The organism is Clostridium sp. LXY-7 (genome assembly GCF_056172015.1).
Genome location: NZ_JBLLJL010000004.1, coordinates 241,546 through 260,120, shown reverse-complemented (window position 1 = coordinate 260,120; position 18,575 = coordinate 241,546). Strand labels below are relative to the sequence as shown.

At 30.2% G+C, this 18,575-nt stretch carries 15 protein-coding genes; 2 read left to right on the top strand and 13 right to left on the bottom strand.

All coding sequences use genetic code 11. From position 1 onward, the window contains the following. Window positions 1-605: 605 nt before the first annotated feature. From ACI48Q_RS14445 to ACI48Q_RS14425, 5 genes are all read right to left on the bottom strand, one after another. Window positions 606-2,135 (bottom strand): alanine/glycine:cation symporter family protein, encoded by a 1,530-nt coding sequence (locus ACI48Q_RS14445; RefSeq protein ID WP_474919818.1) that lies wholly within the window; start codon window positions 2,133-2,135, stop codon window positions 606-608. Between the two features lie 371 nt (window positions 2,136-2,506). Further along, window positions 2,507-3,796, bottom strand: coding sequence for a diaminopimelate decarboxylase (gene lysA, locus ACI48Q_RS14440; RefSeq protein ID WP_474919817.1), 1,290 nt, complete (start codon window positions 3,794-3,796; stop codon window positions 2,507-2,509). 78 nt (window positions 3,797-3,874) lie between these two features. Further along, entirely contained in the window at window positions 3,875-4,804 is a 930-nt protein-coding gene (locus tag ACI48Q_RS14435; RefSeq protein ID WP_474919816.1) for a S66 peptidase family protein, read from the bottom strand. A 319-nt stretch (window positions 4,805-5,123) separates the two neighbouring features. Further along, the gene (locus ACI48Q_RS14430; protein ID WP_474919815.1) at window positions 5,124-6,977 is read right to left on the bottom strand and encodes a sigma 54-interacting transcriptional regulator; all 1,854 of its coding nucleotides are present in this window, start codon (window positions 6,975-6,977) and stop codon (window positions 5,124-5,126) included. Window positions 6,978-7,027: 50 nt separating this feature from the next. Then, window positions 7,028-7,405, bottom strand: coding sequence for a CoA-binding protein (locus ACI48Q_RS14425; RefSeq protein WP_474920183.1), 378 nt, complete (start codon window positions 7,403-7,405; stop codon window positions 7,028-7,030). A gap of 244 nt (window positions 7,406-7,649) precedes the next feature. Here ACI48Q_RS14425 and ACI48Q_RS14420 point away from each other — a divergent pair, with 244 nt between their 5' ends. Next, window positions 7,650-9,641: a fructose-1,6-bisphosphatase gene (locus ACI48Q_RS14420; protein ID WP_474919814.1), complete on the top strand. Its 1,992-nt coding sequence runs from the start codon at window positions 7,650-7,652 to the stop codon at window positions 9,639-9,641. Between the two features lie 136 nt (window positions 9,642-9,777). Here ACI48Q_RS14420 and ACI48Q_RS14415 read toward each other — a convergent pair whose 3' ends face one another. The 3 genes from ACI48Q_RS14415 to pepT form a co-directional block, all read right to left on the bottom strand. After that, complete coding sequence (locus ACI48Q_RS14415; protein ID WP_474919813.1) at window positions 9,778-11,022, bottom strand: S1C family serine protease; 1,245 nt, start codon at window positions 11,020-11,022, stop codon at window positions 9,778-9,780. A 248-nt stretch (window positions 11,023-11,270) separates the two neighbouring features. Beyond that, window positions 11,271-11,546, bottom strand: coding sequence for a hypothetical protein (locus tag ACI48Q_RS14410; RefSeq protein WP_474919812.1), 276 nt, complete (start codon window positions 11,544-11,546; stop codon window positions 11,271-11,273). Window positions 11,547-11,611: 65 nt separating this feature from the next. Beyond that, entirely contained in the window at window positions 11,612-12,832 is a 1,221-nt protein-coding gene (pepT, locus tag ACI48Q_RS14405) for a peptidase T (protein ID WP_474919811.1), read from the bottom strand. 465 nt (window positions 12,833-13,297) lie between these two features. Between pepT and ACI48Q_RS14400 the strand changes: the two genes are divergently transcribed. Beyond that, on the top strand, window positions 13,298-13,786 hold the full coding sequence (locus ACI48Q_RS14400) for a thioredoxin family protein (RefSeq protein WP_474919810.1): 489 nt from the start codon (window positions 13,298-13,300) through the stop codon (window positions 13,784-13,786). A gap of 78 nt (window positions 13,787-13,864) precedes the next feature. On the opposite strand, the gene ACI48Q_RS14395 is transcribed toward ACI48Q_RS14400, so the two are convergent. Genes ACI48Q_RS14395 through ACI48Q_RS14375 form a run of 5 tightly spaced genes read right to left on the bottom strand, consistent with a single transcriptional unit; the run spans window position 13,865 to window position 18,575 of the window. Next, window positions 13,865-15,394, bottom strand: a complete 1,530-nt coding sequence (locus ACI48Q_RS14395) for an aldehyde ferredoxin oxidoreductase N-terminal domain-containing protein (protein ID WP_474919809.1) — start codon at window positions 15,392-15,394, stop codon at window positions 13,865-13,867. A gap of 2 nt (window positions 15,395-15,396) precedes the next feature. Then, on the bottom strand, window positions 15,397-16,179 hold the full coding sequence (locus tag ACI48Q_RS14390; RefSeq protein WP_474919808.1) for an ABC transporter ATP-binding protein: 783 nt from the start codon (window positions 16,177-16,179) through the stop codon (window positions 15,397-15,399). Between the two features lie 8 nt (window positions 16,180-16,187). Continuing rightward, window positions 16,188-16,814, bottom strand: coding sequence for an ATP-binding cassette domain-containing protein (locus ACI48Q_RS14385; RefSeq protein WP_474919807.1), 627 nt, complete (start codon window positions 16,812-16,814; stop codon window positions 16,188-16,190). 14 nt (window positions 16,815-16,828) lie between these two features. Next, the gene (locus ACI48Q_RS14380; protein WP_474919806.1) at window positions 16,829-17,614 is read right to left on the bottom strand and encodes an ABC transporter permease; all 786 of its coding nucleotides are present in this window, start codon (window positions 17,612-17,614) and stop codon (window positions 16,829-16,831) included. A gap of 1 nt (window position 17,615) precedes the next feature. After that, window positions 17,616-18,575, bottom strand: a complete 960-nt coding sequence (locus ACI48Q_RS14375) for an ABC transporter permease (RefSeq protein ID WP_474919805.1) — start codon at window positions 18,573-18,575, stop codon at window positions 17,616-17,618.

Genomic DNA, 18,575 nt, shown 5'->3' with positions numbered 1-18,575 from the left:
AATAATTCACAAAATAAAAAGCTGTATAATCTAAAGATTATAAAGCTTGGAATTACTACATTTTGCAATTTATAATTTTAACACCTGCAAAATCTACTTAAAAAAGTATATAGTAATCCCTTTTGATTAAAATTGCAGTTTTAAACATACTGCTACTACTCATGGGATTATATCCTTTTTTAATATCTAGAAACTCCACAGTTAAATTCCTCCATTTTAATTAAATACATTTAATAACATTACACTTAATAATATTATATGTAATTAGGCATATTTTTACAATATATAAATTGTAATTAAGTTTCTACATTATACAAATAGGCTTAAATACAAGGCTTTGTTTTAAACGATTGTTGATTTTAGAACTATATATTATTGCGAAGCAAACCATTTGCAGGAAGATTAGATTTACTTAGACTCTATGAAAGTGAAAAGCGTTAAGAAATACAACTTGTTCGAGAGAATCGAGTTGTTGTATTTTAGCTTTTTACTCGAATAGAGCCTTAGTAAATCAAGCTTTCGAAACGGTTTGCGAGTAATAATATATAGTTCATTATCAACACTATGTTAAAACAAAGCCAAATATAAAATTAAATTAACTATACTTATTTCCAATAATCAGTTTCAATTCCTATATCTAATGAATGAAACTCTCCACCATTGGTAGCATTATAATGGTCTAATGCCTTAAATACTATTTTACAACCCATTAGTAATATAGGTATATTGGCATAAACCACCATTATGTTAACAAAATCAGATATATACCATAGATTACCTAGTTCCAACCCTGCAAGTACAGTTAAACAACCAAAAGGTACAAATAATAAGGCTCCTACACTTCTTAAGAACATAATAAATTTTTTTCCTTTAGATATAAAGTTACCTGATATCTCAGCAAACAATATCATCCCAATTAAGGTTGTAAATGCAAATAACGCATAACATATTGATATTATTATTGTCACCATAGAGTCAAAAGCTGTTCCTGGTATTAAATATTGAAGCGAGGTCAAATACACTGTTAATTTAGCACTCTTAACTGTTTCCCATGCTACCCCTGCATCTCCGTTCCAAATGCTAGCCATTACTACAACAAAACCTGTCATAGTGCAAATAATCATAGTATCAAGAAACACCCCTATAGCTTGGACTAATCCTTGTTCTATTGGATGGTTGTTGTCAGCAACTGCTGCTGCCATGGTTATGGTACCTTGTCCAGCTTCATTGGACATTAAGCCTCTTTTAATACCTTGTGCTAATGATACCCCAAATGCTCCACCAAATATGGACTCTGGTTTAAAAGCACCTTGAAATACAGCTTTAAAGAAATACGGCACCTTATCTAAATTAAATACAATTACTATTATAGTAATCCCAATATAAACTAATGCCATTATGGGCACTAATCTATCTGTTACTTTAGTAACTCTTTTTATTCCTCCGAATACCGTAGCTGCTACAGCTATAATTAATAATATAGCCAGTGAATAATATAATACAGACTGTCTGTCACTAACTGTGCCACTTATAGTTTCAGCTATTGATGCTAAACTTGTTATTATATTAAATGTTTGGCTTGGAATACAAAACAATGCATAAACTATAAATATTACTGAAAGTATTATTCCAGCCCAACGCTTATTTCCTAAAATCTTTTCTCCATAAAAAGGTAATCCTCCAACGAACTCATTACCTTTCTTCTCTTTGAAAATTTGTGCAAGTACTGCCTCTACAAAAGCTGTAGCCATTCCCAAAAATGCAGATAACCACATCCAAAATAGTGTTCCTGGCCCCCCTACACTTATAGCTCCAGTAACCCCAACTATATTCCCTGGTCCTATTCTCATAGCTGAACTAAGCAAAAATGAAGCTAATGGACTAACTCCTATTTCTGAACTCTTTCTTTGCGCTAATATGCTTATACCCTTTTTAAACTTACTGCACTGGACAAAAGACATCCTAAAAGTAAAATAAATTCCAGTACCAACTAATAATAAAATTGCTAATGAAAATTCTCCTAAAATCGGTATATTAGAATACCACTGAAAATTAGTAGGAAATTCCCATAAGAAATCAGCTATAGGTACTATAAACTCAAAAAAGCTATTAATAGCATTAAAAATTTCCGTCATCTTTTTTCCTCCTTAATATCTTTTTGTTTGATATAATACCCTTTTTATATCAACTACTATATATTATATGGTAATAATAATTATTGTCTACCCTTAAATAAAGGCAACCGTAGGTTGCAGGTAAGGAGTGCCTTTGGCACAGGTAAGGCGTTCGCTTCGCTCACAGGTGAAGGTAGCTTTTCATAGGCAAAAGCAGTTATATTGCGACTTTGTCGCTTTAAAATATAAAATCATCTTTGCTGATTTTCCACCTTTCCTGCAACCTTTGGTTGCTCCTTACCTGTCACAAAGTGACGTCTTACCACGAACGCAGTGAGTATTTACCTATACCTACGTTTGCCCTTATCTAAATAAAATGCTTCACATTTTATTTAGATTACATCCATTGCTATTAAATCCTCATAATTTTCTCTTCTAACTATAACTCTATCTTTTCCATCTTTAATCATAACAACAGCTGGTTTTGGTATTTTATTATAATTACTTGCCATTGAATAGTTATATGCTCCTGTACTCATTACAGTTAAAATATCTCCTCTTTGAATGGAGCTTGGAACCATTAGATCCCATATTAATATATCTCCAGATTCACAACATCTTCCCGCAATAGTAACAACTTTATCTCTTTCTTCATTCATTTTCGAAGGAATATAGGCATCATACTTAGCTGTATATAAAGCTGGTCTTGGGTTGTCTGGTAGGCCACCGTCTACAGATACGTAAGTTCTAACTTCTGGAATTTCTTTTATAGTTCCTACTGTGTATAGAGTTATTCCCGCCTCTCCTACCATCCATCTACCTGGTTCTATAAATACTCTTGGTATTATCAAGCCATATTCAGTAAATCTAATTTTAATGGTATCCATTATAGCATCAATAAAATAACTCAATGGCTTAGTCTCATCACTTTCAATATATTTAATTCCAAATCCACCACCTACATTTAGTTCTTCAACCTGAACTCCTAATTCCTCTTTTAGATTTCTAACTAGTAGTGCTGCATTTTCCACTGCTTGTATATGGCTACTCTTATCAAAGAGTTGAGAACCTACATGAAAATGTATACCTCTAAATTTTATGAATGGTGAATTTGTTGCCCTTTCCACTGCTTCCTTAATAATTTTCTCATTCAAGGGTATGCCAAACTTAGAATCTTTCTGGCCTGTTGATATATATTTATGAGTGTTACAATTTATATTAGGAGTTATTCTAAATAATATATCTACTATTTTATTACAATCACTTGCCAATTCATTTAAAAATATTAATTCATCTATACTATCTACTACTACTCTGCCAACCCCTGAATTTATTGCCATTAAGAGCTCTGATTGTGTTTTATTATTTCCATGAAACATTATATTCATTGGATCCACACCTGCCATAAGTGCTACATAAAGCTCTCCCCCTGAAACTACATCTAATCCCAGACCTTCATCTTTTATTATTTTACACATCTCTAAGGTTAAAAATGCCTTTGATGCATAAAAAGCCATTGTATTAGGATATTTATTTATAAAAGATTCTTTTACTTCACTACATTTATCTCTAATTGAATCCTCTGATATAACATACAGTGGTGTACCATGTTTTTTTGCTAACTCTTCCACTTTGCAGCCATAAAAAAATAACTCTCCATTTATAATCTCATTCTTGATCATCTTTATCTTGCTCCTTTAATTTAATAAATAATCTATTCCCTCATAAATCTTCTCTCATGCTTTACCATCTCAACCTTCTTATCTTTGTAATGCGCTTTCAACTATTACCAATTTCTTTGTACAGCTGTTTAACTTGGCTTTTACTCCTAGAGGAAGTGTTATCTTAGATTTACAATGTCCTACTTGCAAATTATATATAGTTGGTTTATTAAAAGGAATTATAATATCCTTTATAACTTGTAGTAGAGAAAGGCTATCCTCATCATCCCTATCGCAATTATTAAAATCTCCTAATATTATGCCATTGGCATCTTTGAATTTACCTGAAAGAGCTAATTGAGTTAACATTCTATCAATTCTGTAAGGTTCTTCATCAACATCTTCTAATACTAATAATTTATCTTTAGTATCTATTTCATAAGGAGTTCCAATACATCCAGCAATTAAAGATAAATTTCCGCCCACAATTTCCCCCCCTGCTTCTCCTTCAACTAAGGTTTTAATTTCATATCCATCTGGATTAGATATTAATCCTATGGGTTCATCGCAGGTTAATGCCTTAAGTAATGAATCAGTTGTAAAATCATCCATTCCCTTGCCTATTTCAGTAGTAGCCATAGGACCATGAAAAGTCACAAGCTCACATACTTTATTGAGTACCACATGTATACCTGTAATATCACTGTATCCAATAAATATCTTAGGATTTTTCTTTACTACTTCATAATCCAGCATATCTAGTATTCTTGGAGCTCCATAACCACCTCTTAGACACATAATGGCATCTACGCCTTTATCTTTAAACATTTCATTAAAGCCATTTGCTCTAGTTTTATCATCTCCAGCTAAATATCCGTACTTATCATAACAGCCACTTGAAAGCTTTACCTTATATCCGAAGTTTTCTAAAGCTTTAATTCCTCTTTCAATATTTTCTTTATCAGTAGGTCCCGAAGTCCCACATATACCTATAGTATCTCCCTTTTGTAGTGCTTTGGGCTTTATCACATTAATTCCCCCTTATAATTTTGATTATACAGCTGACATATTTATTCTTATAAAATTTATAAGTACTAAATTATATTTTATTCCTATATATATCTATATAAAAATAAAGCAAAAACCCTGCCAACTTATTGTCAGAGTTTTTGCTTTTAAAATCCTCATTATTCCATTCATTATGCCTAAAATATAATAAGTCTAAATACTGTTGAGTTCGCTTTTTTGAACTTCATATTTATTTTATACAGAAAAATTACTAAAGCATTAACAACCAAGATAATTTTTATCTTTCCATTATTTCGAACCATTGTCCTGAAATGCGGAATTACTTATATTCGTTTATATTTAAATTGTATTTCTTTATTTTATCATAGAAACTAGTTTTTCCTATTTCTAAATCTCTCATAACATTCTTAATATTTCCATTATTAGTCTTTAATGATCTTATTATTATATCTCTTTCAGCTTGTTCAAGGTTATATCTTAAGCTACTATTAGCCTCTTCATCATATTCCTCTTTATTAGTGAATTTTATATTTTTTGAATATATTATATTTGAGTCGCTAAGACTTATTGCTCTCTCAAGAATATTTTCTAATTCTCTTACATTGCCTGTCCAAGAATATTTCATCAGTTTATTCATAGCTTCACTAGTAATTATTACATCTTCTCTTTTTAGTCTTGTTGATATTTTAGGTAATAGCTTCTCAACTAGTATAGGAATATCCTCAATTCTATTTCTAAGTGGTTCAATATATATAGGTATAATATTTATTCTATAATATAAATCTTCCCTGAAGCTTCCTCCTTGGATTGCCTCCTCTAGATTTTTATTAGTAGCACATATAATTCTAGTATCTACCTCAATTTCTTCTATTCCACCAATCCTATAAAAATTTTTATTTTGGAGAAAATTAAGAAGCTTTGCTTGAGTTTTTAAAGACATTTCTGCTATTTCGTCTAAAAATACAGTACCCTTATTAGCTAACTCAAGAAGTCCGATTTTACCAGACTTCCTTGAGTTTGTGAATGCTCCTCCTTCATACCCAAATAGCTCACTCTCTAATAAATTTTCTGGAAGAGAAGCACAATTTATATGTAAAAATCTATTATTCCTCCTTTGACTTAATATATGAATTTCTTTTGCAAGGGTACTTTTCCCTATTCCGCTTTCACCTAAAATTAATACCGTAGAATCAGTTTTAGAAGATTTATAGGCAATTTTTTTTATATTATTTATGTGAATACTTACTCCTTCAAAGTTTTTAAAACTCTTTATTATATTCTCATCCTCTAACAATTCTTCTGTTTTTTTCAGATTCTCTAGTAATATATTTCTCTCTTCTATTACCTCCTTGAGTTCTGTTATATCTTCAACTCTTAAAATAGCTCCTATTTTATTCTTATCAGTATATAATGGAATAATAGAAGATAACGTTGCTATACCATTAATATTCATAAACTCATTTACTATAACATGATCTTTATCTGTAGCGCATAAGTAAAACTTATTCATCTCACTATTCTTTTCATGAACATTAAAAATGAACTTACCAAGTGGATTTAATACTTTTGCATTAGCTCCTTTCTCATTAAAAGGCTTTTGTTGTAATATATATTTTAAATTTTCATTTCTAGCTGTATATCCTTTACTTTGATAAAAAATCAATTCTTTATTTCTCATTATTACCATATGACCTACAGCATATCTATATTCCATAGCATAACTCACTTCATTAACAGTAATATTCAGAAATTTTTTAGAATAATCTATAGATAGTTTATATTTTACATCCTTATAACTTCCATCTAAGTGTACAATTCCCCTTTGACTACTATCTTTAATAATCTTATGCATTGAAAATGCTTTACTATTATTATGCATGTATATACCAAAAGCTAAAATAGAATCTCCTTCTTTAATTTGATTATCATAAATTCCTATCTTATTTAAATCCTCATGAGTCAATCCCCCATCATCTGCACCAACCTTATTATCTGCAATTAGAACATAATCTCCATCTTTAAGGGCTCCACTAGCATGTGTAATTTCGGAAGGTTCAAATATCCCAAAGATTTCTTTAGCTTTTTTATTATAAGTTGTAATTATTCCCTCAGTATTAATTACTATAATACCCTGGGAAACATTATCTAATATTTCATGTAAAACTTTACTCATAAAATTCCCTCCTTATACACATATATTTTATCATCCTAAATGATTTAATTCTATTTTTTTGGAGATTCCTTAAGTTCCGCATACAAACATTTATGATATTCTATATTAAATCCCATCTCTCTTGCTTTTTCTATGACACGTTCATCAAAAGATCCTGATTGAAACCATATATTTTTAATTCCTTTCTCCTTTATTTTCTCTAATGAGTTTAAAGATATCTGAGGGTTTACCACCATATCTATAGCCTCTAGAGTAGCCGGTAGATCAGCTAAAGAATTATATATTTTAATACCATCAACACTATTATATTTAGGATTTACTCCATATACAGTATACCCATTCTCCTCTAGACTCTTAAAGATTTTATAACCATATTTATCTCTATCTTGAGTTGCACCTAATAATGCCCATCTCTTCATGTTTAACATTTCATTCACATAACTCACTCCCTCGAATAATTTAATTAGTATATAGAATGTTAACTTCATATATACTTATATTTTATTATGCACTAAAATACATTAAACTATTTTTTATTAATTATGCTTATTATATTGTTAGCATATTAGCTAATTAATTTGTTTTATTGTATAATATTGGTGTGTTAATGTTAATTAGCATAGTATATATAATCAATATTAGCTTTTTATATACGCTAAAAAGGAGATTGTTATGGATAGATTTTGTGAAATTAGTGTTGACCTTATAGAAAAAGATTTAAGATATTTGGAACTCTTATCTCATACCTTTCCTACTATATCAGCAGCTTCTACTGAAATTATAAATTTAGAGGCTATATTAAATCTTCCAAAAGGAACAGAACACTTTCTAACTGACATTCATGGAGAATATGAGGCATTTCAGCATGTGCTTAAAAACGCTTCAGGAGTTATTAAACGAAAGGTTAATGATATTTTTGGAAATACCTTGAGGGAATCTGAAAAAAAAGACTTATGTACACTTATATATTATCCTGAGCAAAAACTAGAAATAGCTCTATCTAATGAGAAGGATATAGATGATTGGTATAAGATTACTTTGCATCAATTAATTCAAGTATGTAGAAATGTCTCTTCTAAATATACTAGGTCTAAAGTAAGGAAATCTCTTCCCCCTGATTTCTCATACATTATAGAGGAACTTTTGCATGAATCTCAGGTTAGACCTAATAAACATGATTATTTTAATGGTATTATAAGTACTATTATTACCATTGGAAGAGCTAAAGAGTTTATTATTGCTATATGTAACGTTATTCAAAGGCTTACAATAGATACTCTTCACATTGTAGGAGACATTTATGATAGAGGACCCGGGGCCCATGATATTATGGACATTCTATGTGGCTATCATTCCTTTGATATCCAATGGGGAAATCACGATATACTGTGGATGGGCGCTGCTGCTGGAAATCAAAGCTGTATTGCCAATGTAATCAGAATTTGTACTAGGTATGCAAATCTTGAAACTTTAGAAGATGGATATGGAATTAATCTCTTACCCTTAGCTACTTTTGCTATGGATATATATAAGGATGATCCATGTAAATCTTTTAAGTCTAAGGTAAGTAAAGATAATCCTTATAAAGAAAAACAATTAAAACTTATGGGGCAAATGCATAAAGCAATCTCTATAATTCAATTTAAATTAGAAGGAGAGTTAGTAAAAAATCACCCTGAATTTAAGTTAAATCATAGACAGTTATTAGATAAAATTGATTATGAAAAAGGAACTATAAACATAAATGGTACTGAATATACTTTAAATGATTCTCATTTCCCTACCATAGATCCTAAAAATCCATATAAATTAACTGATGAAGAAAGAGATTTAGTAAAGAGATTAACTTCTTCATTTATAAATAGCGAAAAATTAGAGAGACATATACGGTGTCTTTACTCTAAAGGAAGTCTCTACTTAAAACGTAATTCAAATCTCCTATATCATGCCTCAATTCCTATGGATGAGAATGGAGATTTTAGAAAAGTTACTATAGAAGGAGAACAATATAGTGGCAAATCCTTATTAGATAAAATTGATAGAATTACTAGAGAAGCTTACTTTAACAAAAGAAACACTCGTGAAAAGAATTATGCTATAGATTTTATGTGGTATTTATGGTGTGGTGCTGATTCTCCTCTATTTGATAAAGATAAAATGGCTACCTTTGAAAGATATTTTATTGACGATAAATTAAGTCATAAGGAAATTAAGGGTCATTATTATACTTTGATGGATACTGAGGAAATCTGTGATAAAATACTAAGAGAGTTTGGATTAGAGCCAAGTAATTCTCACATTATAAATGGTCATGTTCCTGTTAAAACACTAAAGGGTGAAAATCCTATAAAAGCCAATGGAAAGCTGTTGGTTATTGATGGCGGATTCTCAAAAGCGTACCAACCAGAAACTGGTATTGCTGGATATACCTTAATATATAATTCTTATGGTCTTCAATTAATTCAGCATGAACCCTTTGAATCTACTCAAAAAGCAATTGAAGAAGGTATGGATATTATTTCTACGACCCTTATTGTAGAACTAACTGCTAAGAGACTTAGGATAAGAGATACAGATAAAGGTGATGAACTAGCAAAACAAATTCATGATTTACAGCATTTATTAGTAGCCTATAGAAAGGGTCTTATAAAAGAGAGTAAGTAGCAATTTTTTAGATAATGGAAACTGGAAGCCGCACTTCACTAAATATATTGTCGGTTTCCATCAAAATATAGCCTAAAATAAAGAACTAAGCACATTATAAAATTTAATGTACTTAGTTCTTTTATGGATATAAATATTATTCTATTTTTAAGCTAGCCTTCATATTTTGCCCTTGTCTTGAAAATTCTACTTCTATTGTGTCGCCAGTATTATGCTTATCCTTAATTTTATTTAATTCGTCTACAGTTTCAACCTTTTGTCCTGCAAATTTTACAATAACATCCCCAGGTTGTAATCCACCCTTTTGGGCTATACTAAAGTTATCTACACTTCTTATATATACTCCTATAGGTAATTTTTCTTTTTCTGATATCTCTTTTGTTATATCCTGAACTCTGATTCCTAGAACTATCTTTTCTTTAACTAATACATCTAGCTTACTTTGTGCATCATTAATTGGAATTGCAAATCCAATACCTTCAACACCTTCACCGCCTATTTTAGCAGTGTTTATTCCTATTACTTGACCACTAGCATTTATAAGAGGTCCTCCACTATTCCCAGGATTTATAGCTGCATTTGTTTGTATTAAATTTAATTTTTGACCATTACCTGATAAGTCTACATCTCTATTTACTGCACTAATTATCCCATTAGTAACTGATCCTAAATACTCCTTACCCAATGGATTTCCTATAGCTATAACTTGCTCTCCAACTCTAAGCTCATCAGAATCTCCAATTTCAGCTATTCCTGGCATTTCTACCTTATCTGTAATTTTTACTACAGCTAAATCTGATTCTGGCTGGTAGTTTATTACTTTAGCATTAACTTCCTTACCATTATTGAAGATAACCTTCACTTGAGTAGCATTTTCTATAACATGATAATTTGTTAGTACATATCCATCCTCTGAGAAAATGAAACCTGAACCTATTCCTTCCTGCTCACCCATATTAAAGCCAAACATATTAGTAGCAATTGATTTAGTTGACACTCCAACCACTGCTGGTGAAACCTTTTCTACTACGCTTGGTATATCCATTGATGAAATTGTACTTGGAGACCCCAATGATTGATTATTACTATTATTATTAGATTTATTTTGCGTAACTGGTGTAGTTTCTTTAATGATTGTATAAGTAGTTGCCGCCCCTACAGCTCCTCCAAATATAGAACATGCAACCACTAATGCTATATATCCCGCTACTTTCTTTCCTTTTTTCTTTTTAGGACCTTTATCCCCTTCAAAGCTTTCTCCCTGCTCACCATTATACTGAATGTTGTCATAGCTAAAAGTTGAATTTATATCCTGCGGTACATTAACATTAACATTCTCGTTGTTTTCATTATTCTCATAATAATTATTATTGTTATCCATAACTCTATTCCTCCCATTTATTTTTATGTTAGGCATATGAAATAAAATACTTATTAGTTATTTTTTTAATATACCTCAATTTATTGCTTTTAATTAACTATTCTATACTTTATATTATCGTCACCAATGTGTCAGTTAAGTGACTAAGATGTTACGTTTTTTTTAACTTATAAGGCCTTTTTATGTATGTACTATAAAAAAGACTACTAAACCCTTTTAAATTCAGTAGTCTTCCAATTAACAAAATATTAATGTTTCTTCTCGTCCTCAGTTAAATATCCGAAGTGATTAAAATCTAAATCTTCAATGACATCATCAACTTCAATATTTCCATAGTCATTTATATCCTCAAAATACATGTCTTCTCCTGCTTCCATGTCATAATCATGAGTTAAATGTGCTCTTTCATTAGCTTCATCAATTTCTTCCCATGGACTATCTACCATCATACTTGCACTTCTAAAATCCGAAAAATATTTATGCTTATCTGGTGGATATATTGGATTTGAATCTTTTTTATTCATAAAAAAACCTCCTAAACTATTTTTTTATAGTGTGCATAATGTAGTAGGTTTTTATGTATTCTATTTTATTTTTTAGCGTAAAGAATTATTATTTTTACTATTGTTTCTACAGCTTTCTCCATAGATTCTATAGGTATAAATTCAAACTTACCATGAAAATTATGCCCACCTGTAAATAGATTGGGAGTTGGCAATCCCATGAATGATAATCTTGCTCCATCAGTACCACCCCTAATAGGTACAACTACAGGCGTAATATTTAATGCATCCATAGCTTCCATTGCAGTGTTCACAATATGGATCTGTGGCTCCACTTTTTCTTTCATATTGTAATATTGATCTTTTAACTTTAATTCTATAGTTCCCTGGCCATACTTATTGTTCAACATACTAACTATATCTTTTAATAATTTTTTCTTTTTTTCAAAGCTTTCATTAAAGAAATCTCTAATTATATAGCTCATTTCTGTTGTCTCTACAGTACCTGTCATATTTGAAAGCATGAAAAATCCCTCATAACCCTCTGTATATTCTGGTCTTTCATTTACTGGCAACAAACTATTTAATTCCATAGCTATATATTGAGTATTGACCATTTTATTTTTAGCAGTGCCTGGATGAACATTTCTTCCATGTATGATTACAGTAGCTCCTGCAGCATTGAAGTTTTCATATTCTAATTCTCCAATTCCACCACCATCTACTGTATAAGCAAAATCTGCATTGAACTTTTCTACATCAAATTTATCTGCACCTGCACCAATCTCTTCATCAGGAGTAAATCCAATTTTAATAGTTCCATGCTTAATTTCAGGATTGTTTATTAAATATTCCATAGCAGTAATTATTTCTGAAACTCCAGCCTTATCATCTGCACCTAGTAGAGTTTTTCCATCTGTAGTTATCAAAGTTTTTCCTTTATATTCTAACAACTCTGGAAACTCTCTTGGAGAAAGGATAGTATTTTCATTTAATCTTATGTCTTCTCCATCATAGTTCTCAACAAATTGTGGCTTTACATCTTTCCCTGAATAGTCTGGTGCTGTATCAAGGTGAGATATAAATCCAATGGTAGGAACTTTCTTATCTATATTAGATGGTAATGTAGCCATTACATATCCATTGTCATCTACACTAACATCTTGTAACCCTATAGATTTCAATTCTTCACCTATATTTTTAGCTAATGTCATTTGACCTGGTGTACTAGGTGTTGTATTTGTAGATGTACTTGCTTGAGTATCATGTGAAACATAACTTAAAAACCTCTCAACAACTTTTACCACTTTCATCCCTACTTTCTAAAATACTTATTAAAAGCATCTATTAATAAATTTAATCTTATAACTATATTTTACCCAAAAAATGATTTTATCTCAACTTATTTAGTGAATTGCGCCCAAGGCGCAGAGAATTGCAACTTACAGTTGCAGAGAATTGTGCCAAAGGCACAGAGAATTGGCTTCGCCAGTGAATTGCAACCTAGGGTTGCAGAGAAGTGCGCCTTTGGCGCAGAGGGGTGGCTTCACCAGTGAAGAACAACTTAGGGTGAGCCTTTACTAGTGAGCAAAGCGAACAATTCTCTGCAGCTCGCTGCACTTCTCTAGCGAACAAAGTGAGCGTTTCACTGCGCCTTTCGGTCGCAATTATCTAAATAAAGTGCTTTGCACTTTATTTATTAGTTGTACTTATGTTAAAAATTGTTATAATAAAAGTGTAATATTATAACAACATATTAGGGGGTACTATCAATGTTGGATTTATCAAAAGCATTAACCTTTAATCAATATTTAGAAAAGCAGCATTTAAAATACGGTGATATACAAGATAAAGCCTACGTTAACACTAGACTTTCAGAAAATACCGAAAAAAAAATTAAAACTATAAGTGATCCTGTTCATGCTGTCGTATTTACAGAAGGATTTTGTCCTGACTGTATAGTAACTATACCATTTATTCAAAAAATGTCCGAAAATAATGAAAATCTAAAAGTTTATTTTTTACCTAAAACCGGATATGAGGACTTTTTAGAGTCAGCTGTGGCTTCTACTTCTATTCCTACAATCATTACCTTTGATAAAGATATGAATCCTAAAGGTGCTTATGTAGAAGTTCCTAAGGTTATAGCTGAAAAAAGACCTATTATATCTAATGATGAAAGAAAAGTTCTTATTGGAGATTATAGATCTGGAAAATATAATGATCTAATAGAAAAAGAACTTTTAGATATAATTTTATAAAAAAGCTGTCTTAAAATGTGGTTTGATATTTTATCAAATCATATTTTAAGACAGCTTTTTTTATATAGGCTGTAATTATTATTTACAAGAATAATATCTATAAAGTACCTTAACAAACTCAGGTATATTTTTATCTTGGTTTCTTTTACTTCCCATAGCTAATTCTAAATCAATACATTCCATCCCATAATCTATTAAATCTTTTTCTTCAACAACTTTTCCTGTCTTATATTTAAATAAATTCTTTAATATTTCTAAAGAATTTTTGTTGTCTAAAAGTCCAAAAATAGTAAATAGACAGAATCCTAAATTCTCAATTGCTATCATATATGCATATAAATAATCCATATGATCCATATCTATACATGACTCTATCATATTAGGTATCTCCACACTAAATTGTTTTTCTTCTGTAACGGAAGGTCTAGTCACCATATTACATAAGTCTATTCTATTTTTAAACACTTTATATATTCCACTAGTCTTACAGCCTAAAACTCTTCCAAATAAGGTATTATTTCTTATTTCTTCTACTGAATTTAATATATTTTCCCTTGTAGGTTCCATATCCATAGCCTTAAATATTAATGCTATACTAAATACTAATTCTACAGAATCTATGCCTAGTTCGAAGGCTTCATAATTTAATTTTGAAGCTAATATCATATCATCTATATTAAAACTATGTATTAATGCTGCATGAACCTCACTTTCTGCAGGCGATAAAAAGAACTCTCCCTCTTTATTTGCATGCCTATTTAAACATCCAACTACACATAGTGGAGAGCATGTCCTATTTATATCAAGTACAATCCCGCTACTTTGTTTATTAGATTCATTTCTTTTCTTATCTAGTTCTTTTATTATACTTTCAATAGCTCCTTGCCTCATTAATTTTATTAATGTTATGGAACCAAAGGCTGGCAATGCCCCTCCACATATAGGGTTGTCTATAATAATTTTGGATAAATGTTTACTTTCTTCACTCATACTCTCTCTATCATATACCTCAGCTTCAAAATGCTTACTATTTGTAACAGAGATAGCTTTAAGTTTTTTTTCTCCAAGCTCACTACCCAATCCCCTTCTTGCACAATAATAGTATGGTGTCTTATTTGGATATGTGCTAAATATTGTTGAAATTGGGTGCATTGACTCTCCAGCTTTTCCTATTCCTATAATTCCTGAATCCTCTCCAAAATTATTTCTTATTTGTTCAATGGTTTTTGTAACAGTGTTGTCTTCTTCACTTACTATTTCATTTATGGTTATACCTTTATTAGATATGTTAATATGAGCAAAATTTCCTCCACTGTATTGTCCTGTGATTACTATTCCATCAATATTTAAGGAAGCCAGCTTTTGGGATATAGTACCTGCTAGATTAGAAAATTTAATTTCATTCTCATCCTTATATCCCATTAATAGTCTTCCTGTACTTGGTGCAAGAGTACCACTAAAAAGCCCTGGAACTAACACAATACTATATGTAAATTTATCCATTAATCTGAGAGCAAGTCCTCTCCCATAATGAAAATCCCCATCTAAAATATTACTTATATCTTTAATTACCTTAGTAGATAAGTCTATACTCAATAACTTTCCCATAATTACTCCTCCTTACTAAAAGTTGCTTCTATATATTCTATAGCCTTTATGTATTCCTTAGTGTAATCACTTTTACACTTAGTCTTCAATTCCTCATAAGTTCCTTCATCTACTACTTTGCCTTCATTTATTACAAATAAATAATCACATATATTTTCTATAACCTTGCTTTCATGGGTTATTATAAAAAATGTGACTTTAAAATATTCATTAACTTGTTTTATTATTTTATATATTTCATCGCTGGTTTTATTATCTAACATTGATGTACATTCATCTGCAATTATAAATGTAGGATTAGTAATAAGTGCTCTAGCAATGCAAACACGTTGCCTTTCTCCACCGCTTAATTCTTTTATATACTTATCTTTATAATTAGAAAAATTTAAATTTACCATAGCCATTACCTCTTCTATGGATTTGCACTCTCTTCTATTTCTCTTGCAAAATTTTATACTTTCCTTTAAGGTTTCCTCAACAGTGATATTATTAAGTAATGCAGCATATGGGTCTTGAAATATATATTGAATATCTGCACAAATTTTAAAATTTCTTTTTCTTAAAGGTACTAGTTCTTTATCTTGGAATATTATATCTCCTGAATCTTTGGAGAAAATACCACTTATAATTTTACCTATAGTACTTTTTCCACATCCACTTTCTCCAATAATCCCTGATATACTACCTTCTTTAATTTCCATATCAATTCCCTTTAAAACTTCATTTTCAATATTATCCTTGTGAAATGTCTTTTTCAATTTTCTTATCTTTAGAATACTACTCATATTTTCTCCTATAATACTATTACTCTGTCGCTAATAGCTTTTGCAAAATTCCTATCATGAGTTACTAAAAGTATTGATGTCCCTTGATGTTTTTTCTCTTCAATATACTTAATAATTTTAAATAAAGTTAAAGCGTCTATTGCAGAAGATGGCTCGTCCATAATCAATAACTTTGGATTATTTATCATCGCTAAGAATAAAGCTAATCGTTGCTTCATTCCTCCACTAAGTTCATAAGGATACTTTTCTAATATGTCTATTGATAAGGATAGCTTATTTAAATCTTTTTCCATAGATTTTATATTAAAGTTTTTTTCTTTACTTATTAACTTAATCTGCTTCTCAATAGACAGAAAAGGATTAAACCCATTTTGTGAAAATTGTGGCATATAAGTTATTTCACTTAAATTATACTTATCTATTTTAAACAAATCTTTCCCCATAAATTCTGCTTTATTATAACTTATATCACCTTGAAAAAATGGATAAAACAATGAATTTAAAAGAGTGCTCTTGCCACATCCACTTTTACCTAATATAGCTAAAGAGCTGCCCTCTTTTATAGTAATTGATGGATATTTAAAATAGTCTATTTTATTATAACTAACCTTATAATCTTTAAGTTCTAATAACATTTTTCACCTTCTTTCTAATTATCAAAAGATAGGTTGCTCACACTAACCACTAATGCAACTACACATATAATTGTAGGAAGTAAATACCATAAGTAATAACCTCCATAAAAAATTCCCTCATAGGATAATGCATCCTTTATTAACTTTCCCCAGGTTATAGACGTGGCATCTCCAATGCCTAAAAATGATAAGGAGGCTTCATATGTTATAGATTTACTAAACTGTAGTACATATATTGATATAACCGCTGGATAAATATAGCTCCACAACTTTTTTAATATATCTAGTAAATTGCCTTTAAGTAACATTGTATATACCACTGTGTCACTAGTAAGTGCTACTTTTATTCTTTCTTTAATGATTCTTACTGCCTTACTCCAAGAAAATAACGAGATAGCTATAATTACATTTATGTCAGATGGCTTTGAATAAATTGCAAAAGTTAATATCACTAATATTTCAGGTATTAATATAAATACATCTGTTATACTATCTACTACTCTTTCTATAAATCCCCCATAGTAGGCAGCTATAAGTGCATTGAATACCCCTATAAGTGTGGATATAGTGGAGGAAGTTAATGCAATTATTAAAGTTCCTCTTGTTCCATATATTAAATTTGAAAAAATGTCTCGTCCCATTTGATCAGTGCCTAGAAGATGTTTTAAACTAGGTAATAATAGTATATCTGAAGAAAAATCCTTAGGATCATATTTAACAAGCATTGGCCCTATTATCCCTAAAAGTATAGTTATGCCTATAATAACACTAGATATGCTGTGTCTTTTAAAAATCTTCATTTCAACACCTCGGCTTTATTGACTCAATAATAAAATCAAATATTATATTAACTACAAGTCCATAAAATCCAATAAATATAATTAATGCTTGGATTAATGGATAATCCTTATTTAATGCAGATATCTTTATAAGGCTCCCCATCCCTGGATAAGAAAATACAGTTTCAACAAAAAGTGCCCCCGAAATTAAATATAAGAAATGTATATTTAGCTTTCTTATTATCTCAGGTAAACTAAACCTTAATATGTACTTATTCTTTATATATTTTATAGGTATCTTATAAAGATATGCCATTTTAATAAAATCCTCTTCTAGGGTTTTCTTGCATACATTATAAGTAATAATATATATAGATGGTATTGAGGATAATATAAGTACCATTAAGGGTAAGAACATATGCTTAAATATATCTAATATATAACTAAAACCTTCATAGCTTCTGCCAATAGTATAAGCTCCACTAGATGGAAACAATCCTAATTTATATGCGAAAACCAATTGAATTGTGATAGCCATAAGAAAACTTGGAATTGATTGAATCGCAGAAAGAAACCTTAGGGTAACCCTATTTCTCATTCTGCTATTATTTATAGAATTGTTTAATGCTAAAGGTATGGCTATTATGGTAGATATAATTAATCCTAATCCTGTTAAAAATACTGTCCATGCTATTCTACTTTTTATGATTGTAATAACTTTTTCCTTAAAATAAAATGAATATCCAAAGTTTAGAGAAAAAATATTCTTTATATATATAATAAATTGTTCTCCTAGTGGTTTATCGAGTCCACAGTACTCTCTGAAACTTAGAAAGTTATCTCTAGAAATAGATGAGTTTAATGCATGTGTATCACTATCGCTTATAAAGAGAGGACTCCCAGGAATAACTCTAGGGAGTACAAATGCCAATAATATTATTAAAAATAATAAAGATATTTTCTTTCTTATTTTTGAAATCAT